Below are 21,968 nucleotides of genomic sequence, written 5' to 3' on the forward strand. Positions count from 1 at the left end.
CCATGATAGATTGTGCGATTATTGGAGGTGGTCCTGCAGGTTTGAGCGCGGGGCTTTATGCCACTAGGGGCGGTGTTAAAAACGCCGTTTTATTTGAAAAAGGAATGCCTGGGGGGCAAATCACTGGCAGCAGTGAGATTGAAAACTATCCGGGCGTTAAGGAAGTGGTGAGCGGGTTGGATTTCATGCAGCCATGGCAAGAGCAGTGTTTCCGCTTTGGCTTAAAGCATGAGATGACCGCTGTTCAAAGGGTTTCTAAAAAAGACTCTCATTTTGTTATTTTGGCAGAAGATGGCAAGACTTTTGAAGCTAAGAGCGTGATTATCGCTACCGGTGGTAGCCCTAAACGCACAGGAATCAAGGGCGAGTCAGAATATTGGGGTAAAGGCGTTAGCACTTGTGCGACATGCGATGGCTTCTTTTACAAAAATAAAGAAGTAGCGGTGCTTGGTGGGGGCGATACCGCCGTAGAAGAGGCGATTTATCTGGCCAACATCTGCAAAAAAGTCTATCTCATCCACAGAAGAGATGGTTTTAGGTGCGCGCCTATCACTTTAGAACATGCCAAAAACAATGATAAGATTGAGTTTTTAACCCCTTATGTGGTGGAAGAAATCAAGGGCGATGCTTCTGGCGTGTCTTCTTTAAGCATTAAAAACACAGCCACTAACGAAAAAAGAGAATTAGTTGTGCCGGGGTTTTTTATTTTTGTGGGTTATGATGTGAATAACGCCGTGTTGAAACAAGAAGATAACTCCATGCTATGCAAATGCGATGAATACGGCTCTATAGTCGTGGATTTTTCCATGAAGACGGATGTTCAAGGCTTGTTTGCGGCAGGAGATATTCGCATTTTTGCCCCTAAGCAAGTGGTTTGTGCTGCAAGCGATGGCGCTACGGCGGCTTTAAGCGTGATTTCTTATTTAGAACACCATTAAATCAAGCTCATAGCCCTAGATTTTAGGGTTATGAGTTCTCGCTTCAAACATTCATTGGATTTTCAAAACTTGTAAGGTATTTTAGTTTTTTGTTTAGTTGCAATGCGATTTCGTTCTCTTGCTTTGTTTTAATTAAATATTGATCACAAAATTTAAAAACGCTCAAAACATTTTTTACAATCAATATAATAAAAAGAACTTGTTTAATCAAAAAAGCGCTCCTTAGGGGGTTGTGGGGATTTAGTTGGGGGTTGTAGGGGGGAGAACTATTTTAATACCCCCTATTCTCTTAAGAGTTTTATTGTAAAACAGAGCCTAAAAACGATATACTCTATTAAAAATTATGGGAGTCTAAGCTTTGCGTGTTTTTATCATTTCTTTAAATCAAAAAGTGTGCGATAAATTTGGTTTGGTTTTTAGAGACACCACGACTTTACTCAATAGCATCAATGCCACCCACCACCAAGCACAAATTTTTGATGCGATTTATTCTAAAACTTTTGAAGGCGGGTTGCACCCCTTAGTGAAAAAGCATTTACACCCTTATTTCATCACGCAAAACATCAAAGACATGGGGATTACAACCAATCTCATCAGTGAGGTTTCTAAGTTTTATTACGCTTTAAAATACCATGCGAAGTTTATGAGTTTGGGAGAACTTGGGTGCTATGCGAGTCATTATTCCTTGTGGCAAAAATGCATAGAGCTCAATGAAGCGATCTGTATTTTAGAAGACGATATAACCTTGAAAGAGGATTTTAAAGAGGGCTTGGATTTTTTAGAAAAACACATCCAAGAGTTAGGCTATATCCGCTTGATGCATTTATTGTATGATGCCAATGTAAGAAGTGAGCCATTGAACCACAAAAACCACGAGATACAAGAGCGTGTGGGGATCATTAAAGCTTATAGTCATGGGGTGGGGACTCAAGGCTATGTGATCACGCCCAAGATTGCCAAAGTTTTTTTGAAACACAGCCGAAAATGGGTTGTTCCTGTGGATACGATAATGGACGCTACTTTTATCCATGGCGTGAAAAATCTGGTGTTACAACCTTTTGTGATCGCTGATGATGAGCAGATCTCTACGATAGTGCGAAAAGAAGAACCTTATAGCCCTAAAATCGCCTTAATGAGAGAACTCCATTTTAAATATTTGAAATATTGGCAGTTTGTATAGTCAATAATAAAAATACTAAAGAGCGTTTTAAAATTTTAGTTGTCCTTGTTTGATTAGAACAAAACCAGTTTTTAATCGCTTTTAAGAATGGATTACAATCTTTAAATGGATTTTAAAAGGGTTTTTAACCCCTTTTAGCTTCTATAAGCAATCTAAATAAGACGCATTAAGAAAATGAAGTGCATCAGAAAATTATTTTCTAATTTTCTAATGCTTTAAGATTAAGACTTTTTAGGATTGGCTTCGGTTACCCTAATCGTTCTGCCCATAAAATCCGTATTATCCAATTTAGCAATCGCTTCGCTAACGCCCTCTTCTTGCATTTCTACAAAGCCAAAACCTTTAGGTTTCTTCGTTTCTCTGTCATAAATCAGTTTGACATTAAAAACTTTGCCAAATTGACTGAAAAGCTCCTTAACTTGCTCACTGGTAGCGCTATAAACCAAATTCCCTACATAAATGTTTTTCAAGATAAAATTCTCCGGTAAAAAAATGACAATATACCCATAAGAATATGAAAAAGTTATAAAAAAGTAACACTTCTAAAACCCAAACACATCCAAAACAGAAGTATGGTGGATTCTATCTAATGATTGCTTAAAAAATTATAAAAGCTATTAAAATTGGGTATTGATAATAAAATAGAACTTACACAAGCAAGCGGTAATTTCAAAAAGTATTATCAAAGGATAAGGGGAATATGGTTTCAAAATCACCCCCCTATCCTTTTAAGCTTTACCATAAAACAAAGTTTAAAAACACCATATCAAAGCCAAACAAGGACGCTTTGTTTAATGCCCTTCATCGGTTAAAACAGCCCCTGCCAGATACACATAAGTAAGAATCATAAAAACAAAAGCTTGTAAAATCCCCATAAAAAACAACACCATAAAGGGTGCTACAGGAACCGCCCAAGGCACTAATAAAAGCATGATGAGCAAGAACATGTCATCGCCCTTGATATTCCCAAACAAGCGAAACGATAAAGACACGATCCTAGAAAAATGCGAGATGATCTCAATAGGGAACATGAAAGGGGCGAGCCACTTCACAGGGCCTGCAAAATGAGCGAAATACTTAAAAAAACCCTGCACTCTAATGCCTTCAAAATGGTAATAAAAAAACACAATCAGTGCTAAAACCAGCGTAAAGCTCCAGCTAGCCGTAGGGGATTCAAAACCAGGAATGATACCTATCATGTTAGAAAAAAAGACATACAAAGCGATCGTGCCTGCTAGGGGGAAGTATTTGCGGGCTAATTCTTCGCCTATAATATCCTTAGCCACGCTCAAAATCGCACTAATAATGCTCTCATACACATTCTGCAAACCCATAGGCACCATCTGCATTTTACGCGACGCGCCAAGCGAGATTAAAAACATCAAAACCGCTGTCAAAACGACAAAAAACCCGGTGATAAAATCATGATTGGAGCTAAAAAAATTAGCAATAGTAAATACTCTGTGTTCCATGAAAAAGTTTCTCTAAGCCTTATTGAAAATTTCCTTAATTGTAGCAATTAAGTTTTAAAAACTCATTAAACCAAGCTTTTTAACGAGTTTTTTAACGATTTGTCTTGTTTTCTTTTACAATTCACCCATAATAATTGGGGGCTTCTTTAGTAATATCCACGCCATGCACATGGCTTTCTTTTAACCCCGCGCTAGTGATTTCTACAAATTCAGCGTTTTGATACAATTCCAAAATATTTTTCGCCCCCTGATACCCCATAGAAGAGCGCACGCCCCCTACTAATTGGAAAATCATATCCGAAACCTTACCACGATAAGGCACACGCCCCTCAATGCCTTCTGGGACTAATTTTTCACTCGCCACGCCCTCTTGAAAATACCGATCAGAACTCCCCTTAGTCATAGCCCCAATGCTGCCCATACCCCTATAGCTTTTATATTGCCTCCCTTGGTAAATCATAAAATCCCCAGGAGATTCTTCTGTGCCAGCGAGTAAAGAGCCTATCATCACGCTTGATGCCCCTAAAGCTAGAGCCTTAGCCACATCGCCTGAATAGCGGATCCCTCCATCTGCAATCACAGGAATATCAAATTTAGACGCCACTTCTACGCAATTATCAATCGCGCTCACTTGGGGCATTCCCACTCCAGCCACAATCCTAGTGGTGCAAATGCTTCCTGGCCCAATACCCACTTTAATAGCGTCCGCTCCCGCGCTAATCAAATCGCTTGTGGCTTCTTTAGTCACCACATTCCCCACAATCACATCCACTACCAAGCTTTTTTTAATCTCTTCTAAGGTGTGTAAGATATTAGCTGAATGCCCATGCGCGCTGTCCAACACCAACGCATCCACCCCAGCTTTAACTAACATTTCAGCCCTATCTAACTGCCCCACTCCAATAGCTGCCCCCACTCTCAACCTCCCAAAATCATCTTTATTGGCCTCAGGGTATTCAATGCGTTTTTGAATGTCCTTGATCGTGATCAAGCCTTTTAAAACATTATCTTTATCCACAATAGGCAATTTTTCAATCTTATGCTTGTGCATCAAATCGCTCGCTTCATCCAAACTAATGCCCACATGAGCGGTAACTAAAGGCATTTTAGTCATCACATCGCCCACTTTTTTACTCAAATCGGTTTCAAAGCGCACGTCTCTGTTGGTTAAAATCCCGATCAACAACCCCTTATCATCTACCACAGGCACGCCTGAAATCTTGTAATTGTCCGCTATAGCCTTAGCGTCCGCTAGCGTCCTGTGCGCTTGGATAAAAATAGGATCATTAATCACCCCGCTCTCACTTTTTTTAACCTTAGCGATCTCTTTAACTTGCGTTTCAATATCCATGTTTTTATGCACGATGCCAATACCCCCAAGGCGCGCCATAGCGATAGCGGTTTTATGCTCTGTAACCGTATCCATAGCCGCGCTAATAAAAGGGATATTCAAACCAATGTTTTTGGTTAGGCGAGACTTTAAGCTCACGTCTTTAGGTAAAACGCTGGATTTTCTAGGCACCATCAACACGTCTTCAAAAGTCAAAGCCCTTTGTACAATTCTCATTTTCTATCCTTAATCTAATTTTAAATCCAATTCTTGCTCTAAAGCGTAAGAAACGTCTAAAAGGCTTTGCTCATCAAAAGCCTTAGCAATGAATTGCATCCCTATGGGCAAGCCTAAAGGATCTTTAGCGACCGGCAAGGCAAGGGCTGGCAAACCGCTCAAATTCGCCCCAATCGTGTAAATATCGCTCAAATACATTTCTAAAGGGCTTGCATGGTAGTTGAATAAATGAGCGCTCGTAGGGGCTACAGGGGTAAAAATCAAATCCACTTCTTCAAAAATCTTGTTGTATTGCTCTTTAATTATCAAACGCATTTGCTGGGCTTTCAAATAATAAGCGTCATAATACCCACTGCTTAAGACAAAATTCCCTAACATGATGCGCCGTTTCACCTCATCGCCAAAACCTTCACTACGGCTTTTGAGATACAATTCTTTCAAATCTTTAATATTTTGAGCCCTCCTCCCATAACGCACCCCATCAAATCTGGCCAGATTCGAACTCGCTTCAGCCATGCTGATAATATAATAGATAGAGATTTGATAATGCGAATCTAGCATCTTTTTTTCCACAATCTCATGCCCCATTTCTTTCAAGGCTTTAAGGGTGTTTTCATAAGCGAGTTGCACTTCATTGCTCGCGTCTTTAATGTGATCCCTTAAGACAGCGATTTTAAAGCGTTTGTCTCTGTTAAGGTTTTTAAAGGTTTGCGTGGGTTTGAGATTTATGCTCGTGGAGTCCTTGCTATCATACCCGCTAATAGCGTCAAATAAAATAGAAGCGTCTTCTACATTTTGCGTGATAGGCCCGATTTGATCAAAACTAGAGCAATAAGCGATCAAGCCATAACGGCTCACCCTCCCATAAGTGGGCTTTAACCCCACGCACCCGCAATAACTCGCCGGCTGCCTGATAGACCCACCCGTATCGCTCCCTAAAGCCGCCACCGCCAAGCCACCAGCGACTGCTGCCGCGCTTCCCCCGCTGCTCCCCCCAGGCACTCTGTTTTTGTCTCGTGGGTTTTTAGTGATCCCATAGCAACTAGACTCCGTGGTGCTTCCCATCGCAAACTCGTCCATGTTAGAAAGCCCAAACCCTGCCATGCCGTTTTGGTGCAAGTTTTCAATCACGCTCGCATGATAAGGAGCGACATAGCCTTCTAAAATCTTACTAGAGCAAGTGATTTCCCACCCTTTAACGCTGATATTGTCTTTAATGAGGATCGGCACCCCTTTAGCGCTAGCGCCATTAAGGCTAGGGGCTTTAATATAAGCGTTCAAATCTGAAGCTCTAACCTTAGCGTCAATTTCGTTTTTAAGGGTTTCTAATTCATCTTGGGATAAAGAAAGGGCTTGTTTTAAAGTGATCATGTTTTTAGCCTTACAAAAAATTTAATAGTAGTTTAACATGCTTACATATAAAACGAGCTTATAAGAGCGTTTTTAAAAAGCGTTCAACTCGCTTATTTAAATCTTTTAAACTGGAGCTGTTGTCTATAATATAATCGCTCATGGCGCGTTTTTGCTCTATATCCATTTGACAAGCTAAGCGTTGCAAGATTTCAGCCTCTTTGAGTGTGTCTCGCTCTAAAAGGCGCTCAATTTGTAAGGCCCTGGGCGCATAGATTAAAACCACTTTACTCACAGGATAGCGTTTTTTACCCCCCACTTCAAAAAACAAAGGGATGTCTAAAAAATACGCTTGATGATTCTTTTCTAATTCATAGGCTTTTTTAAGCATGCGTTCACGGATTAAGGGGTGTAAAAAATCCTCTAGCCACTTTAATTTATTAGCATTTTGAAACACGATCGCACCAAGTTTTTTTCTGTTTAAAATATCTTTTTCTAAAATATCTGATCCAAAATGTTGGGCGATTTTAAACCGATGCTCTTGCAATAATTGGTGGGCGATCTTATCCGCATCTAAAATTTTATAGCCTTGCGATTCTAATATTTTAATAGTAGTGCTTTTACCGGTGCCTATCCCCCCTGTGAGAGCGATAGCGTTTTTTAAGATCATTTTAAGATTTGATATTGTCTTTAAAGACTTCTTGTAAATTTTTAGGCAAAGCGAATGCGGCCCTATGAATGTCTTCGTTATAGTATCTCACGCTTTTTAGTGCTTCTATTTTTGGCACCATTAAATCTTTTAAGGGGTGGTTTTTAAAAGAAGCGTAAATATAACCCTTATTGCTCAAAATCCTTAAAGGTGCTACAAAAGGCATGGCAACAGCAAAAAAGTCGCCCATGTTTTTAAGGGCGTTTTGCATGCTCACATGCTCTAATAATGGGTGTTTGGCTACCGAAATAAACACCCCATCTTCTTTAAGCATTCTTTTTAAACCATCCATTTTATGAATATCCGGCTCTTGCAAGCAAAGGATCAAATCGTATTTTTTAATGTCTAAATCTAAGAGTTGTTTAGCGTGCGTGAAATTCTTGTTGTTTTTCACTTCATGGAAATGGGGGAAAAAACTAATGAAGCTATCCAAAATCTTTTCATCCGCTTGCACAAAATCTATATGCGTGTCGTATTTAAAAAGCTGGTGGGCTAATTCCAAATCAAACCCATCCACGATTAAAACCTCTTTAAGCTCCTTTTTAGTGCAACCCCCCATATGAGCGAGCAACTCGCTTTCAATGTGCAAAAAATTCTTGAACAATAATTGGCGGTTAAGCATCGCAATTTCACCAAAATCCTTAGATTTAAAAATCTCTAAGATATTATGCTCGCTTCTAACATCTAATAATTTCGCTTCTATGGTGTATTCTTTACGCAAATACGGCGTGATTTCTTGGGTGATCCACATAAACATTCCTTACTTTTTAACAATATCCATGCCTTTGAAACGCTAACATGCTACCCAAAAAAATCTAAATTGTCGTAATAAACGCCCTAACTTTCCTTAAGGCATTCTAAAAAGAGTTCCGTATCGCTCTTAAAGCGTTCTTTTTTAAAATCCAAATCAATGCTAATGGCTTTATGCTGGCTGTCTAATTTATCGGTTGAATGCTTTTTTAACACCATTTGACACTTTGAAATCTCTATGGTATCTAAAGCCTTATCCCCTATCGTATAAACATTATCGCTCTTTTTTTCTAAGAGAAAGGATTCATAAAAGGGCCTTAAACTCAAATCGCTGTCATTGGTGGTATAAACATACGAAGAAATTTTGCCCTTAAATTGCGCGATTTGCGTTTTAGTGTCATTAAAAGTGAAAGTTTGGATCTGGCGATCTTTATCGTTTTGATCTTTTAAAAAACGCTTCAAGGCTTTGGATTGGATTTCTATCAGCCATTGATCCCCTTCTTTACTCATGATAATATCCCCATCCTTTAGGGGGTAGAAATTTTGTTGGGAATATTCAATGAGTTTTGGATCTTTTGTTTTTCTTTTTGGTTTGTAAAGGAACGGGTTTTTTGTATCGTTATTGGCAGTGTTAGTATTAGACTCATTTTGGTTTAAGGGCGGGTTTTTTTCATTATTATCGCTTGGCTCATTCAACAAAATCACAGAAGTTTCAGGGTTAAAAGAATCATATTCATCTTTAGTCAGTTGGAAAAAAGCGTTTCTTTCATTTGTAGGCTGATGCACCATGTTTTGTAAAAAAATCGTTTCGCTAAAGACTTCATAATCCGAATCCACATAGCTAGGGCGTTTAGAGCCGTCATTTTCTTGTTCTTGGGCTTTTTTTTGCAATTTAATAAACCTCTCTTGCGAGCAAGCTAAAAAGCATATTAAAACCACTACTACCACGCCTATTTTTTTGACTAAAAACAATGCTAGACCCTTATTTAAGCTTTAAATAACTATAATATTGTAATCTAATTTTGATTAAATTGAAGCGATAAAAAAGATGAATACAAGCCATAAAACTTTAAAAACCATTGCGATTTTAGGCCAGCCTAATGTGGGGAAAAGCTCGTTATTTAACCGCCTGGCTAGAGAAAGGATCGCTATCACTTCAAATTTTGCAGGCACTACACGAGACATTAACAAACGAAAAATCGCATTGAATGGCCATGAAGTGGAACTATTAGACACAGGAGGCATGGCCAAAGACGCCCTTTTGTCTAAAGAAATCAAAGCCCTCAATTTAAAAGCCGCTCAAATGAGCGATTTGATTTTATATGTTGTGGATGGCAAGTCTATCCCTAGCGATGAAGACATCAAACTTTTTAGAGAGGTTTTTAAGATCAACCCTAACTGCTTTTTAGTGATCAATAAAATTGATAACGACAAAGAGAAAGAGCGATCTTATGCGTTTTCTTCTTTTGGCATTCCCAAGAGTTTTAATATCTCCGTTTCGCACAATAGAGGCATTAGCGCATTAATTGATGCGGTATTGAACGCATTGAATTTAAACCAAATCATAGAGCAAGATTTGGATGCGGATATTTTAGAAAGCTTAGAAACCCCTAATAACGCTTTAGAAGAAAATAAAGAAGAAGAAATCATTCAAGTAGGCATCATTGGGAGGGTGAATGTGGGCAAAAGCTCGCTCTTAAACGCGCTCACGAAAAAAGAAAGGAGTCTTGTCTCTAGCGTGGCTGGCACGACTATTGACCCCATAGATGAAACCATTCTCATAGGCGATCAAAAAATTTGCTTTGTGGATACCGCTGGCATCAGGCATAGGGGTAAAATCTTAGGCATTGAAAAATACGCGCTAGAACGCACGCAAAAAGCCTTAGAAAAATCCCACATTGCGCTTTTAGTTTTAGACGTGAGCGCTCCTTTTGTGGAATTAGACGAAAAAATTAGCTCTTTAGCGGATAAACACTCTTTAGGCATCATTCTCATTTTAAACAAATGGGACATCCGCTACGCCCCTTATGAAGAGATCATGGCAACCTTAAAAAGGAAATTCCGCTTTTTAGAATACGCCCCCGTGATCACAACCAGCTGCTTAAAAGCGCGTCATATTGATGAAATCAAGCATAAAATCATAGAAGTCTATGAGTGTTTTTCCAAACGCATTCCCACAAGCTTGCTCAATAATGTGATCAATCAAGCCACCCAAAAACACCCCTTGCCAAGCGATGGAGGGAAATTAGTGAAAGTGTATTACGCCACGCAATTTGCCACCAAACCCCCTCAAATCTCTCTTATCATGAATCGCCCTAAAGCCTTGCATTTCAGTTACAAACGCTATTTGATCAACACCTTAAGGAAAGAATTTAATTTTTTAGGCACGCCTTTAATCCTTAACGCTAAAGATAAAAAAAGCACCCAACAAAATTAAATTTTTTATGCGTTAAACCCCCTTAAAAAAGCGTTTTTTGCTTGATTTATCTTTAGGATTTGATTATAATTACCGCTCAATCAGTCAGGCTAAGCGGTTGAACCGCTTGGTTTTGGCATCCATTAAAAAGGGGTTATCCACATGAACAAAGCGGAATTTATTGATTTGGTTAAAGAAGCGGGTAAATACAACAGCAAAAGAGAAGCCGAAGAAGCGATCAGCGCCTTTACTCTAGCGGTAGAAACAGCTTTAAGCAAGGGTGAGAGCGTGGAGTTGGTTGGTTTTGGCAAATTTGAAACCGCAGAGCAAAAAGGCAAAGAGGGTAAAGTTCCAGGAAGCGATAAAACTTATAAAACCGAAGACAAACGAGTGCCTAAATTCAAACCCGGCAAAATCCTTAAACAAAAAGTTGAAGAAGGCAAGTAAATCTGATCCACTCAGCAAGGGGCTTATCAATAGAGTTTCTTGCTTTCTTATGTCCTTGTAGCTCAGCTGGATAGAGCGTATGATTCCTAATCGTAAGGTCGTGGGTTCGAATCCCGCCAAGGACACCATTCACACTATTTCTACTACCATAGGGATTTAAAATAGTCGTTGTTTGTGTTTTTGATGAAAAAGGTTGGTAATTAAAAGAACTTAAAAACTCTTTTTGAATCATTTTAAAAATTTAACCTTATCCTTAAAAAGCACTCAAAAAAATATTTTATTTTTCATCTTATTTAAAAAATATTCAAAGCATTTTTTACAATTAAAAAGATCTTGCAAAAAGCAAGCGATAACCTCTTAAAAAAGCGCTCTTTAAGGGGGTTTTAGTTGTGGGTTGTAGGGGAGGATTTTTCAAAATGCCCCCTATCCTATTAAGAAAATGGGTTTAAAAATCAAACTTAAAAAATGAGTTTTATCGTAAAATAAAACCTCAAAACGATACAATCAAGCCATTAAAATCCCTTTTTTAAAAAATTGAGTGATCCCTATTAAAAATTTTAGGAAAGCCAAAAAATAAATCATAACCCCCTAGACTTTAAACTTAAAGCTCACTAGCCTTATAAGATTAGTGAGAATATCCGCATGACAAATCCCTTCAAAAATGATATAATAGACTTGATGAACTCATTTTAAGGAAATGCCCATGCGTTTGCACTCTGCCTTTTTTGGTATTAATTCGTTACTTGTCGCCACTCTTTTGATAAGCGGTTGCAGTCTCTTTAAAAAGCGTAACACTAACGCCCAGCTAATCCCCCCTTCAGCTAATGGCTTGCAAGCCCCCATTTATCCTCCAACCAATTTCACCCCCAGAAAGAGCATTCAGCCTCTCCCAAGCCCACGCTTTGAGAATAACAATCAGCCCATCATTAGCTCTAACCCCACTAACGCTATCCCTAACACCCCCATTCTCACGCCTAATAATGTCATTGAATTAAACGCAGTGGGCATGGGTGTGGCTCCAGAATCCACCATTTCGCCCTCTCAAGCCTTGGCTTTGGCCAAGCGAGCGGCCATTGTTGATGGCTACCGCCAATTGGGTGAAAAAATGTATGGTATTAGGGTGAACGCTCAAGACACCGTCAAAGACATGGTTTTACAAAATTCCGTGATTAAAACGAGAGTCAATGCTCTCATTCGTAACGCTGAAATCACTGAGACCATCTATAAAGACGGCTTGTGTCAAGTGAGCATGGAGCTTAAATTAGACGGCAGGATTTGGTATCGTATTTTGAGCGGAGCGAGAGGATAAATTCTCTTACTCTATAATCATGCGGTATTTTAGAAGCGCTTTTTTATTATTTTTCATGACGCTTTTTTTTGTCTCTTGCTCTAAGCACCCTTTTTCTAAGCAAACCCCCAAAACTAGGGAGCAAATCAGACAAGAAGAAGCCAATAAAAAAAGAGAAGAGACTTTGAACGCCTTGCGCCAATTCAGGCTCATTTACATTAACACGCCGGTTTTTCGCTTTTATGATTACGGCACGATCAAAACCGATAAAGACCATAATATTGAAGTAACCCTTTACAAGCTCAGCCAAAAAGTGGGCGATATTTACATGACTAAACGGAGCATTTGTTTTAGCCAAAAATGTTCGGCCAAATGGATTGCTGCAAGGGATTTGTTTGGCAAGGTGAGCTATGGGGATTTGTTTGATGATATTGTTTTAGGGAGGGATATTTTTAAAGGTTTAGGGAAACGCCACCTAACCCCTGAATACGTGATCCAAAGGTTTCAAAAAAGCGGGGAAATTATCCTTTATGAAAGAAAAAATGGTTTGATTTCTTTCCAAAACTTGACGCAAAAAATTGCTATTAGGATTGAACCCTATGAGCCTTCTTTGCAAGATTTAGAAGACAATGAAAACGCTGATAGCGAGCTTCAATGAAAAACTTTTCCCCACTTTGTTGTTTTAAAAAGCTCAAAAAACGCCATTTAATCGCTTTGAGCTTGCCTTTGCTTTCTTATGCCAATGGCTTTAAAATCCAAGAGCAAAGCCTAAATGGCACGGCTTTAGGCTCGGCGTATGTCGCTGGGGCTAGGGGGGCTGATGCTTCCTTTTATAACCCGGCGAATATGGGCTTTACTAACGATTGGGGTGAAAACAGAAGCGAATTTGAAATGACCACCACCGTGATCAATATCCCGGCCTTTAGCTTTAAAGTCCCTACGACTAATCAAGGCTTGTATTCGGTAACGAGTTTAGAAATTGATAAAAGCCAACAAAATATTTTAGGCATCATCAACACTATAGGGTTAGGCAATATCCTTAAAGCGCTTGGCAATGCGGCCGCTACCAACGGCTTATCACAAGCTATCAATCGTGTTCAAGGGCTTATGAATCTAACCAATCAAAAAGTCGTAACCCTCGCTTCAAAACCTGATTCTCAAATCGTGAATGGCTGGACGGGCACGACTAATTTTGTTTTACCCAAATTCTTTTATAAAACGCGCACGCATAACGGCTTCACTTTTGGGGGGAGTTTCACCGCTCCTAGTGGGTTGGGCATGAAATGGAATGGTAAAGGGGGGGAATTTTTGCATGACGTTTTCATCATGATGGTAGAGCTTGCCCCTAGCATGAGTTATACTATTAATAAGCGCTTTTCAGTGGGTGTAGGCTTAAGGGGGCTTTATGCGACCGGGAGCTTTAATAACACCGTTTATGTGCCTTTAGAAGGCGCTTCGGTTTTGAGCGCGGAGCAAATCTTAAATTTACCCAACAATGTTTTTGCCGATCAAGTGCCAAGCAACATGATGACTTTATTGGGCAATATTGGCTACCAGCCAGCACTTAATTGCCAAAAAGCCGGTGGGGATATGAGCGATCAAAGCTGTCAAGAGTTTTATAACGGCTTGAAAAAAATCATGGGCTATAGTGGCTTAATCAAAGCGAACGCGAATCTTTATGGCACGACTCAAGTCGTGCAAAAATCCAACGGGCAAGGCGTATCGGGGGGCTATAGAGTGGGTTCGAGTTTGCGTATCTTTGATCATGGCATGTTTTCTGTGGTGTATAATTCTTCAGTTACATTCAATATGAAAGGCGCTCTAGTGGCCATCACCGAGCTTGGCCCTTCTTTAGGGAGCGTTTTGACTAAAGGCAGCTTGAATATCAATGTTTCACTCCCCCAAACCCTAAGCCTAGCCTACGCCCACCAATTTTTTAAAGACCATTTAAGAATAGAGGGGGTGTTTGAGCGCACTTTTTGGAGTCAAGGGAATAAATTTTTAGTAACCCCTGATTTTGCGAACGCCACTTACAAGGGCTTGAGCGGGACGGTGGCTTCACTAGACTCTGAAACGCTTAAAAAAATGGTAGGCTTAGCGAATTTTAAAAGCGTGATGAACATGGGGGCTGGCTGGAGGGACACCAACACCTTTAGATTAGGGGTAACTTACATGGGCAAAAGCTTGCGTTTAATGGGCGCTATTGATTATGACCAAGCTCCAAGCCCCCAAGACGCGATAGGCATTCCGGATTCCAATGGCTATACCGTGGCTTTTGGGACTAAATACAATTTTAGGGGATTTGATTTGGGCGTAGCGGGGAGTTTCACTTTTAAAAGCAACCGCTCTAGTTTGTATCAATCCTCAAACATTGGGCAATTGAGAATCTTTAGCGCCTCTTTAGGCTATCGCTGGTAAAACATGCCAAATCATCAAAACATGTTGGATAACAAAACGATTTTAATCACCGGTGGCACTGGGAGTTTTGGCAAACGCTTTGTGCGTAAAGTTTTAGACACCACCAACGCTAAAAAAATCATCGTTTATAGCCGAGATGAATTAAAGCAAAGCGAAATGGCCATGGAATTTAATGATCCCAGGATGCGTTTTTTTATCGGCGATGTGAGGGATTTAGAGCGCTTGAATTACGCTTTAGAGGGCGTGGATATTTGTATCCATGCCGCCGCGCTCAAGCATGTGCCCATCGCTGAATACAACCCCCTAGAATGCATTAAAACTAACATCATGGGAGCGAGCAACGTGATTAACGCATGCTTAAAAAACGCTATCAGTCAGGTCATCGCCCTAAGCACCGATAAAGCCGCTAACCCCATTAACCTCTACGGCGCGACGAAATTGTGCAGCGATAAGCTCTTTGTGAGCGCGAATAATTTTAAGGGCTCTTCTCAAACGCAATTTAGCGTGGTGCGTTATGGTAACGTGGTGGGGAGTCGCGGGAGCGTGGTGCCGTTTTTTAAAAAATTAGTCCAAAACAAGGCGAATGAAATCCCCATTACCGATATTCGCATGACACGATTTTGGATCACCTTAGATGAGGGGGTTTCTTTTGTGCTTAAAAGCTTGAAAAGAATGCATGGGGGGGAAATTTTTGTGCCTAAAATCCCCAGCATGAAAATGACTGATCTCGCTAAAGCCCTAGCCCCTAATACCCCTACTAAAATCATAGGCATTCGCCCGGGCGAAAAACTCCATGAAGTGATGATCCCTAAAGATGAGAGCCATTTAGCCCTAGAATTTGAAGACTTTTTTATCATTCAGCCCACTATAAGCTTCCAAACGCCTAAAGATTACACGCTCACCAGACTCCACGAAAAAGGCCAAAAAGTCGCCCCCGATTTTGAATACAGCAGCCATAATAACAGCAAATGGCTAGAGCCTGATGATTTATTGAAATTACTATGAATTTTTTAGAAGATTTGTTTTACCCCTTAAGGTTGTTAGAAAACAAGCGCGTTTTATTGCTCGTGAGCGGCTCTATTGCGGCGTATAAATCCCTAGAATTAGTGCGTTTGTTGTTTAAAAGCGGAGCTAGTATTCAAGTGGTGATGAGCAAGGGCGCAAAAAAATTCATCAAGCCCTTAAGCTTTGAAGCTTTGAGCCACCACAAAGTCTTGCATGATCGTAATGAAAAATGGTATTACAACCACCAAAACGCGTTGCACCATAACCACATCGCATGCGCTGCTAATGCTGATTTACTCATCTTTGCCCCTTTAAGCGCTAACAGCCTGTCTAAAATCGCTCACGCTTTAGCGGATAATATCGTAAGCGCGACTTTTTTAGCTTGCGCTTCCCCTAAAATCCTAGCCCCCAGCATGAACACTAACATGCTTCATTCCCCTATCATTCAAAGCCATTTAAAACGCTTGAAAGATTCCAACCACACTATTTTAGACACGCAAAACAGCCTTTTAGCATGCGATACTAAAGGCGATGGAGCGATGGCTGAGCCTTTAGAAATCCTTTTTAAAGCCGCTCAAACGCTCTTAAAAGACGCTTATTTTGAAAACAGAGAAGTCATAATCATGGGCGGAGCGAGCGTGGAAAAGATTGACAGCGTTCGAATTATTAGCAATCTTTCTAGCGGGATTCAAGCGAGCGCTTTAGCCCTAGCGTTATATTTTAAGGGAGCCAAAGTTACTTTGATTGCATCAAACTTCCCTACCCCCTTGCCCAAAGGAATCAAAAGCGTTTCCGTTAGCGACACCGCTTCTTATGAAAACGCCTTAAATAACGCCGCTAACAACTTGCAAAAGCATGCCTTAAAACCCCTGCTCTTTAATTTAGCCGCCATTAGCGATTATTTGCCTAAAATTTCTTTTAACCATAAGCTTAAAAAAAGCGAGATCGGCAAAACCCTAAACATTGAATGCGTTCAAAATAAGGATTTACTGGCTTCTATCAATTCCAATCAATTCGTTAAAATCGGTTTTAAAGCCGAAGATAATCAACAAAACGCCATCAAAAACGCTCAAAATCTTTTAAAACCTTCTCAAGATAACGGCAAGGATTGCTCTGTGGTTGCTTTGAATCTCATTAAAGATTCACGCCCTTTTGGATCATTAGAAAATGAATTGTGGCTTTTTAGCCATAAAAAAACCCAAAAAATCCCTTCTATGAACAAATTAGAAGCGAGTTTTAAAATCCTTGATTTTATCAAAGACAACGCCCTTTAATGTTAGAAGCCCTAAACGCCCTAAACCAGCTTAACGCTCTGCATTCCAAAAACGCCGCGCACCATTTTAACGCTGCCTTACCCATTCTTTTAAAGGTTTTAGAAAAACAAGATAAAGATCTTTTTCTTTTGCAAGTGGGCAATAAAATTATCCCCACCAAAAGCGAACAGGAATTAAAAATCAATCAGCCTTATTTTGCGACTATGCAAAGAAATCAGCTGGGCGATATTGTGCTTAAAAATTTAGTGCCTGCCCCAAAAATCTTAGACGGATTGGACGATTTGCCCGCTATTGAAATGCATAAATTAAAAGAAATCTTAAGCGCCAAAGACAATACCCCTTTAAAAGAATACAAAGAGTTTTTGAGCGAAAAATTAGTCCATGCTAAAAATTCGCAAGAGTTTTTGAATACAGCCAACATGCTTTTAAGCTTGCAATCGCAAGTTTTAAGCTTTGTGGTTGAAAACGAACGCAAAAAAGCCTTTTTACAGATGAAAGCCAAAAAACAAAGCGTTGATTTTTACGCTCTGTATCCTAACTTAGGCGAGATCGGCGGCGTTATTTACTTGAAAGAAAAAGAAAAACAGCTTTTTTTAAAAACCACCCTCCAAAGGACTAAAGAGGTTTTAAAAGAGGCTCAAAACACCCTTTTAGGCTTTTCTTCTGTGGAAATCGTGTGCGAAAAAACCCCCATGCTTTTTGCCTTTGAAGAGCGTTTATTGGACACGATAGGGTAGAAAAATTTTCATTGCAAAATTTTAGAATCTCTCACGCATTGTTTAAAAGTTTTCCAACCGCTAAGGCTTTATCTTTGGCTTTCGTGATCGCGCTAATGACTGCGATACCCCCATATTCGCGCAATTTTGAAGCGTTATCTGTCGTGATGCCTCCAATCGCTATGAGGGGTTTTTTTACCCCGCTATCGTGTATTTTTTTTAAAAGATTGACGCCTACAACTTCTTTAGCGTCTTTTTTAGATAATGTGGGGAAAATAGGGCCTACCCCTAAATAGGCTACGCTATCTAAATGGCGCGCTTTTAGGGCTTGCTCTAAAGTGTTAACACTCAAACCGATAAAAAGGCGCTTTTGGCATAAAGTTACTACCTCTTCTATAGCCATGTCCTCTTGCCCCACATGCACGCCATCAGCCTTTAATTCTAGCGCGAGTTGCACCTCATCATTAATAATAAAAGGCACGCCGTATTTTTTGCATAATTTTTGACACTCTAGGGCTAATTGTTTGATTTGAGTAGGATCTTGTAAGGCTAAATCGCCTTTTTGGCGGAATTGAAACGCTGTGATTTTAGATTGTAAAGCTAATTCTAAAGTGTCTAAAAGCGCGTTTATCCTATCGTTTTTGCCGCCTTTTATGTGGTAGAAGTCTTGCGATCCAGCCACAAACATGAGTTTCAAACAATTCGCATCAAACAAGATTTTTGATGCTCCACAAATTCAAAGGCCCATGCCCATGCCCAATGTTTAAAGGGTTTTGAATGATGATGGTTAAAAGCTCTTTAGCCTTTGAAATAGCGTTTTTCAAATCCAACCCTTGAGCGAGTAAGCCCACAATCAAGCTAGAAAGAGTGCAACCCGTGCCATGCGTGTTTTTCGTGTTGAATCGCTTGGCGTTTAGGATAAATTCAGCGTCTTCTAAAAACACCCAGTCGTTGCTAAATTCCCCTTGAAAACGCTCTGTATGCCCCCCTTTAATCACAGCGTTTTTAACGCCTAAATCCCTTAAAACGCCCATCGCTTTTGAAGCGCTTTTATCATCTCGCACTTGAACGCCTGTGAGCGCATAAACTTCAGGGAGGTTAGGGGTTAGTAAATGGTTTTTAGGTAAAAGGCGTTTTTTTAAGCTTAAAATCGCCTCTTCTTCTAAAAGCAAAGCCCCATTCTTTGCCACCATCACCGGATCTAAAACGCACAACCCAAAATCGCAAGTTTCTAAAGTGTCCGCCACGCATTCAATGATTTGAGCGTTGCACAACGCCCCCATTTTGAACGCCTTGATAGAAAAATCATCTCTAATGGCTAGGATTTGCGCTTTCACGCTCTCAACGCTCAACGGATACACCCCATGCACGCCCTGTGTGTTTTGAGCGGTGATGCAAGTGATCACGCTTGTCCCAAACACGCCCAAAGTTTGAAACGCTTTCAAATCGGCCTGTATCCCAGCGCCCCCACCGCTATCGCTGCCAGCAATGCTTAAAACTTGCGGGTAAATTTTCACAATTCTTCCTTAATAAGGCTATTTTCTAACTCTATGGGCAAGCTTAGAGCGTCCAAAAAATAAAACAAGAACGAACCATTAGAGCCGTTATTTTCCAACGCTTTTTTTTGCGCATTAAAAGCGGCTTGTTTATAGAGCACGCAAAGTTGCGCCATAGAATCTAGGGGGTCTTTTTTCAAACTTAAAAAGCTCGCGCACGCTGCTGTGTGCAAACACCCAGCCCCAGTGATTGCAGCCAAATACTCGCTCCCCCCACTGATGCTCAAAACTTTTTTCCCGTCGCTCACGTAATCTGTTTTACCCGTCATTACCGCTATCACAGAATATTTTTGAGCCGCTCGTTTGACCATTTCTATAGGCGTAGCGGAATGCTTGGAATCTAACCCCTTACTTTCGCAAGAAATACCCACTAAAGAGCCTAATTCTGCAGCATTACCCCTAAGCGCGCTAATCCCACCACTTTTCAAAAGCTCTAAACTGGTGTCATGACGCAAAGCGCTCGCGCAACACCCCACAGGATCCAACACAATGGGTTTATCCAAAGCCTTATAATGTTTGATAGCCTCTTTAGCGCATAAAATGGTGCGATCATTAAGGGTGCCAATATTGATAGCGAGCGCGTCAGAAATTTTCGCTAAATCTTGCATTTCATCAATCGCATCACTCATTAAAGGCGATGCCCCTAAAGCTAACAAGCCATTAGCCACAAATTGCGCCACCACATAATTGGTGATATTATGCACTAAAGGGCGTTTTTGGCGTAATTCCTTTAACACCACAAGCCTCCTTAAAATTTCTTTTATTTTACAAAAAATCCATTAAACGGCGGCTTTTTTTGAGTTTTAATATAAAAGCGTTCATGAACTATTTTTCATTAACCTCATCTTTTTTAACCTCATTTTTCTTAAATATAGCGCTAGTGAGATCACAAAAGCGGTGGAAAAAACGAGAAAGGCTTGCAGCGACTTTTTCTTTCACCTCTTGATAGCGCGAATTTTGGCTAAACATGGAGGGTTTTTCTTCAATGATTTCAGGGAATTTTGTCCCATTAAAACTAATTTCGCCCCCACTAAAGGCATGCTGCATGAACGAATAGGCTTTTTCTTCATTCAAGCGGTTTTCTTCTATGATCTTTTGGAATTCCTCTTCTCTTTTCTGGTGGATATAATCTTGAAAATACGCATGGACTTCCTGGTCTTTGTTGTATTTGTCAATGAAATCCATGATCAAATCTTTTTTATTCCTTAACTCTATGCTGGAGTTAAGGATCGGCTCTATTTTGGTTTTAACGCCTTGAATTCCCACCCCATGCTCTTTAGCGAATTTTTCAATCAAATTCAAAATATAGTCAATATTGACTTCCACTTGCTTAATGAGTTCAATTTCAAAAATCAAATCGTCGTTAATCTCTTCTTTATCCCTCCCTTTTTCTGGCCTCATTTCATCGTAAAAATCAAGGTATTTGCTTTGATAGTCTTGAAAATCCCTGGGGTTGATGTAATTATTTTTTTCAAAATTTTCAAAGCTGTTTAAAATATTTTCTAATTTCAAAATCTTGCCAAAAAGCTTAATGAAATCCTTTTTCTGGCTTTCTGAAATGATGGGCTCTTTTAGGGGAAATTCAGTTAAAAGCCTTTTAATCAAACCCTCATAGCCCTCGTATTCTTTGTTATTATCCGCATAGCCTTTCAAATAATCTTCATATTTTCTTAATAGCGCAATAGATTGAGCGTCCTTGTTGCCAAAAAGCATGAGCGCATCATTCAAATCCTGCTCTAAATCCCTAAAACACACGATATTCCCATGCGTTTTAACGCTATCTAGAATGCGGTTGGTGCGTGAAAAAGCCTGAATCAGCCCATGGTATTTGAGATTTTTATCCACCCAAAGGGTGTTGAGCCTTGTAGCGTCAAACCCGGTCAAAAACATATTCACCACCAGTAAAAGATCGATTTCACGATTTTTCATTTTTTGAGAAAGATCCTTATAATAGCTTTGGAATTTTTGATCCGAAGTGTCAAAAGAAGTTTTAAACATCCCGTTATAATCCGCAATCGCGCCCTCTAAAAAATCCCTTGAGCTTTTGTCTAGCCCGCTAGCGCTTTCATTGTTTTCATCTTCTAGCGCTTCAATTTCTTCATTAGCGCTATAGCTGAAAATGGTAGCGATTTTAAGATCGTGTTTTTCTTCTTTAAAGGCTTGGTAGTATTTTTTCAGCGCTTCTATGCTAGAGCATGCCAGAATGGAATTGAATTTTTTACTTTTAGTGGCTTGATTGAAACGCTCTAAAATGCATTTTGCGATTTCTTTGATCCTCCTAGTATCCAAAAGGGCGTTTTTTTCATCAACCGCTCTAACCTTATTATCTATAATGCCCTCTTTAGCTTTAATGGTGTTGTGGTATTCCACTCTAAAGGGCAAAACATTTTTATCCCTGATCGCATCAATAATGGTGTATTGGTGGAGGCATTTCCCAAACTTTTGCTCTGTCGTGCCTAACGGGTTGTTTTTATCGCAATTCTGCACAAAAATGGGCGTGCCAGTAAAGCCAAAAAGGTGGTATTTTTTAAACGCTTTAGTGATGGCTTGATGCATGGAGCCTAACTGACTCCTGTGGCATTCATCAAAAATCATCACCACCTCTTCATTAAAAATCGCATGCCCTTTAAGGTGGGCTTTAACGAATTTGTCTAATTTTTGAATCGTGGTGATAATGATTTTAGCGTTAGGGTTTTCAAGCTGTTCTTTTAAAATCTTAGTGCTTGTGTTGGAATTGGTGCAATCTTTTTGGAATTTATCCCACTAGCACGAAAAACTCCGTCCTTTAGGGCGGAGATGTAAGTGCATATCTGTTAGGTATTTGAATATCGTTTCACCTAGATCCATTCGCTTTTTAGTGCATTCTATTAAAAATCAAAGTT

The 21,968-nt window shown here is 39.9% G+C and carries 20 protein-coding genes, 1 tRNA gene and 1 pseudogene; 11 read left to right on the forward strand and 11 right to left on the reverse strand.

From position 1 onward, the window contains the following. Positions 1-2 precede the first annotated feature (2 nt). Positions 3-938 carry a thioredoxin-disulfide reductase gene (trxB, locus tag H7N67_RS03095; RefSeq protein WP_000564419.1) on the forward strand — a complete coding sequence of 312 codons (936 nt, stop codon included), beginning with the start codon at positions 3-5 and terminating at the stop codon, positions 936-938. Positions 939-1,296: 358 nt separating this feature from the next. Next, complete coding sequence (locus H7N67_RS03100) at positions 1,297-2,118, forward strand: glycosyltransferase family 25 protein (RefSeq protein ID WP_187939015.1); 822 nt, start codon at positions 1,297-1,299, stop codon at positions 2,116-2,118. Positions 2,119-2,339: 221 nt separating this feature from the next. Here H7N67_RS03100 and H7N67_RS03105 read toward each other — a convergent pair whose 3' ends face one another. The 7 genes from H7N67_RS03105 to H7N67_RS03135 form a co-directional block, all read right to left on the reverse strand. Then, the gene (locus H7N67_RS03105) at positions 2,340-2,588 is read right to left on the reverse strand and encodes an RNA-binding protein (protein ID WP_000790557.1); all 249 of its coding nucleotides are present in this window, start codon (positions 2,586-2,588) and stop codon (positions 2,340-2,342) included. Positions 2,589-2,909: 321 nt separating this feature from the next. Then, on the reverse strand, positions 2,910-3,590 hold the full coding sequence (locus H7N67_RS03110) for a F0F1 ATP synthase subunit A (protein WP_000401225.1): 681 nt from the start codon (positions 3,588-3,590) through the stop codon (positions 2,910-2,912). A 121-nt stretch (positions 3,591-3,711) separates the two neighbouring features. Then, positions 3,712-5,157, reverse strand: a complete 1,446-nt coding sequence (gene guaB, locus H7N67_RS03115) for an IMP dehydrogenase (protein WP_187939016.1) — start codon at positions 5,155-5,157, stop codon at positions 3,712-3,714. A 9-nt stretch (positions 5,158-5,166) separates the two neighbouring features. Beyond that, a complete protein-coding gene (gene gatA / locus H7N67_RS03120) occupies positions 5,167-6,528 on the reverse strand; it encodes an Asp-tRNA(Asn)/Glu-tRNA(Gln) amidotransferase subunit GatA (protein WP_187939017.1) in 1,362 nt (453 codons plus the stop codon). A gap of 58 nt (positions 6,529-6,586) precedes the next feature. Continuing rightward, positions 6,587-7,177, reverse strand: coding sequence for a dephospho-CoA kinase (coaE, locus tag H7N67_RS03125; protein WP_150181286.1), 591 nt, complete (start codon positions 7,175-7,177; stop codon positions 6,587-6,589). A 1-nt stretch (position 7,178) separates the two neighbouring features. After that, the gene (locus tag H7N67_RS03130; protein WP_077655095.1) at positions 7,179-7,967 is read right to left on the reverse strand and encodes a spermidine synthase; all 789 of its coding nucleotides are present in this window, start codon (positions 7,965-7,967) and stop codon (positions 7,179-7,181) included. 86 nt (positions 7,968-8,053) lie between these two features. Then, positions 8,054-8,938, reverse strand: coding sequence for a hypothetical protein (locus tag H7N67_RS03135; RefSeq protein ID WP_187939018.1), 885 nt, complete (start codon positions 8,936-8,938; stop codon positions 8,054-8,056). 76 nt (positions 8,939-9,014) lie between these two features. On the opposite strand from H7N67_RS03135, the gene der reads away from it, so the two are divergent. From der to H7N67_RS03180, 9 genes are all read left to right on the forward strand, one after another. Then, positions 9,015-10,403, forward strand: coding sequence for a ribosome biogenesis GTPase Der (gene der / locus H7N67_RS03140; RefSeq protein ID WP_187939019.1), 1,389 nt, complete (start codon positions 9,015-9,017; stop codon positions 10,401-10,403). 141 nt (positions 10,404-10,544) lie between these two features. Further along, entirely contained in the window at positions 10,545-10,829 is a 285-nt protein-coding gene (locus H7N67_RS03145; RefSeq protein ID WP_001029085.1) for an HU family DNA-binding protein, read from the forward strand. Positions 10,830-10,880: 51 nt separating this feature from the next. Then, positions 10,881-10,957: transfer RNA gene (locus H7N67_RS03150), tRNA-Arg, on the forward strand. Positions 10,958-11,532: 575 nt separating this feature from the next. Continuing rightward, complete coding sequence (locus H7N67_RS03155; protein WP_001236581.1) at positions 11,533-12,138, forward strand: LPP20 family lipoprotein; 606 nt, start codon at positions 11,533-11,535, stop codon at positions 12,136-12,138. Between the two features lie 19 nt (positions 12,139-12,157). Further along, complete coding sequence (locus tag H7N67_RS03160; protein ID WP_001268718.1) at positions 12,158-12,775, forward strand: HP0838 family lipoprotein; 618 nt, start codon at positions 12,158-12,160, stop codon at positions 12,773-12,775. After that, complete coding sequence (locus tag H7N67_RS03165; protein WP_187939020.1) at positions 12,772-14,535, forward strand: OmpP1/FadL family transporter; 1,764 nt, start codon at positions 12,772-12,774, stop codon at positions 14,533-14,535. Before H7N67_RS03160 ends, H7N67_RS03165 begins: the two co-directional genes overlap by 4 nt. A gap of 21 nt (positions 14,536-14,556) precedes the next feature. Beyond that, a complete protein-coding gene (gene pseB, locus H7N67_RS03170) occupies positions 14,557-15,540 on the forward strand; it encodes a UDP-N-acetylglucosamine 4,6-dehydratase (inverting) (RefSeq protein WP_187939034.1) in 984 nt (327 codons plus the stop codon). Continuing rightward, a complete protein-coding gene (coaBC, locus tag H7N67_RS03175) occupies positions 15,537-16,814 on the forward strand; it encodes a bifunctional phosphopantothenoylcysteine decarboxylase/phosphopantothenate--cysteine ligase CoaBC (protein WP_187939021.1) in 1,278 nt (425 codons plus the stop codon). Before pseB ends, coaBC begins: the two co-directional genes overlap by 4 nt. Continuing rightward, positions 16,814-17,551 carry a hypothetical protein gene (locus tag H7N67_RS03180; protein ID WP_187939022.1) on the forward strand — a complete coding sequence of 246 codons (738 nt, stop codon included), beginning with the start codon at positions 16,814-16,816 and terminating at the stop codon, positions 17,549-17,551. The genes coaBC and H7N67_RS03180 overlap by 1 nt, the downstream gene beginning before the upstream one ends. A 31-nt stretch (positions 17,552-17,582) precedes the next feature. Here the strand turns inward: H7N67_RS03180 and thiE are convergent, their stop codons facing one another. From thiE to H7N67_RS03200, 4 genes and pseudogenes are all read right to left on the reverse strand, one after another. Further along, a complete protein-coding gene (gene thiE / locus H7N67_RS03185) occupies positions 17,583-18,245 on the reverse strand; it encodes a thiamine phosphate synthase (RefSeq protein ID WP_187939023.1) in 663 nt (220 codons plus the stop codon). Continuing rightward, positions 18,238-19,047, reverse strand: a complete 810-nt coding sequence (gene thiD, locus H7N67_RS03190; RefSeq protein ID WP_187939024.1) for a bifunctional hydroxymethylpyrimidine kinase/phosphomethylpyrimidine kinase — start codon at positions 19,045-19,047, stop codon at positions 18,238-18,240. The genes thiE and thiD overlap by 8 nt, the downstream gene beginning before the upstream one ends. Further along, entirely contained in the window at positions 19,044-19,823 is a 780-nt protein-coding gene (gene thiM / locus H7N67_RS03195; protein WP_187939025.1) for a hydroxyethylthiazole kinase, read from the reverse strand. The genes thiD and thiM overlap by 4 nt, the downstream gene beginning before the upstream one ends. A gap of 88 nt (positions 19,824-19,911) precedes the next feature. Continuing rightward, a pseudogene (locus tag H7N67_RS03200) lies at positions 19,912-21,849 on the reverse strand (type I restriction endonuclease subunit R, EcoR124 family); the annotation flags it as partial. Between the last annotated feature and the right edge of the window lie 119 nt (positions 21,850-21,968).

The organism is Helicobacter pylori, from assembly GCF_014498195.1.
GTDB lineage: Bacteria > Campylobacterota > Campylobacteria > Campylobacterales > Helicobacteraceae > Helicobacter > Helicobacter pylori_DO.

What these genes read in the sequence shown, in the direction of transcription:
- trxB (WP_000564419.1), top strand. Translation starts at nt 3, where the DNA reads ATGATAGATTGTGCGATTATTGGAGGTGGTCCTGCAGGTTTGAGCGCG.
- H7N67_RS03110 (WP_000401225.1), bottom strand. Translation starts at nt 3,590, where the DNA reads ATGGAACACAGAGTATTTACTATTGCTAATTTTTTTAGCTCCAATCAT.
- guaB (WP_187939016.1), bottom strand. Translation starts at nt 5,157, where the DNA reads ATGAGAATTGTACAAAGGGCTTTGACTTTTGAAGACGTGTTGATGGTG.
- gatA (WP_187939017.1), bottom strand. Translation starts at nt 6,528, where the DNA reads ATGATCACTTTAAAACAAGCCCTTTCTTTATCCCAAGATGAATTAGAA.
- coaE (WP_150181286.1), bottom strand. Translation starts at nt 7,177, where the DNA reads ATGATCTTAAAAAACGCTATCGCTCTCACAGGGGGGATAGGCACCGGT.
- H7N67_RS03130 (WP_077655095.1), bottom strand. Translation starts at nt 7,967, where the DNA reads ATGTGGATCACCCAAGAAATCACGCCGTATTTGCGTAAAGAATACACC.
- der (WP_187939019.1), top strand. Translation starts at nt 9,015, where the DNA reads ATGAATACAAGCCATAAAACTTTAAAAACCATTGCGATTTTAGGCCAG.
- H7N67_RS03145 (WP_001029085.1), top strand. Translation starts at nt 10,545, where the DNA reads ATGAACAAAGCGGAATTTATTGATTTGGTTAAAGAAGCGGGTAAATAC.
- H7N67_RS03155 (WP_001236581.1), top strand. Translation starts at nt 11,533, where the DNA reads ATGCGTTTGCACTCTGCCTTTTTTGGTATTAATTCGTTACTTGTCGCC.
- H7N67_RS03160 (WP_001268718.1), top strand. Translation starts at nt 12,158, where the DNA reads ATGCGGTATTTTAGAAGCGCTTTTTTATTATTTTTCATGACGCTTTTT.
- H7N67_RS03165 (WP_187939020.1), top strand. Translation starts at nt 12,772, where the DNA reads ATGAAAAACTTTTCCCCACTTTGTTGTTTTAAAAAGCTCAAAAAACGC.
- pseB (WP_187939034.1), top strand. Translation starts at nt 14,557, where the DNA reads ATGTTGGATAACAAAACGATTTTAATCACCGGTGGCACTGGGAGTTTT.
- coaBC (WP_187939021.1), top strand. Translation starts at nt 15,537, where the DNA reads ATGAATTTTTTAGAAGATTTGTTTTACCCCTTAAGGTTGTTAGAAAAC.
- H7N67_RS03180 (WP_187939022.1), top strand. Translation starts at nt 16,814, where the DNA reads ATGTTAGAAGCCCTAAACGCCCTAAACCAGCTTAACGCTCTGCATTCC.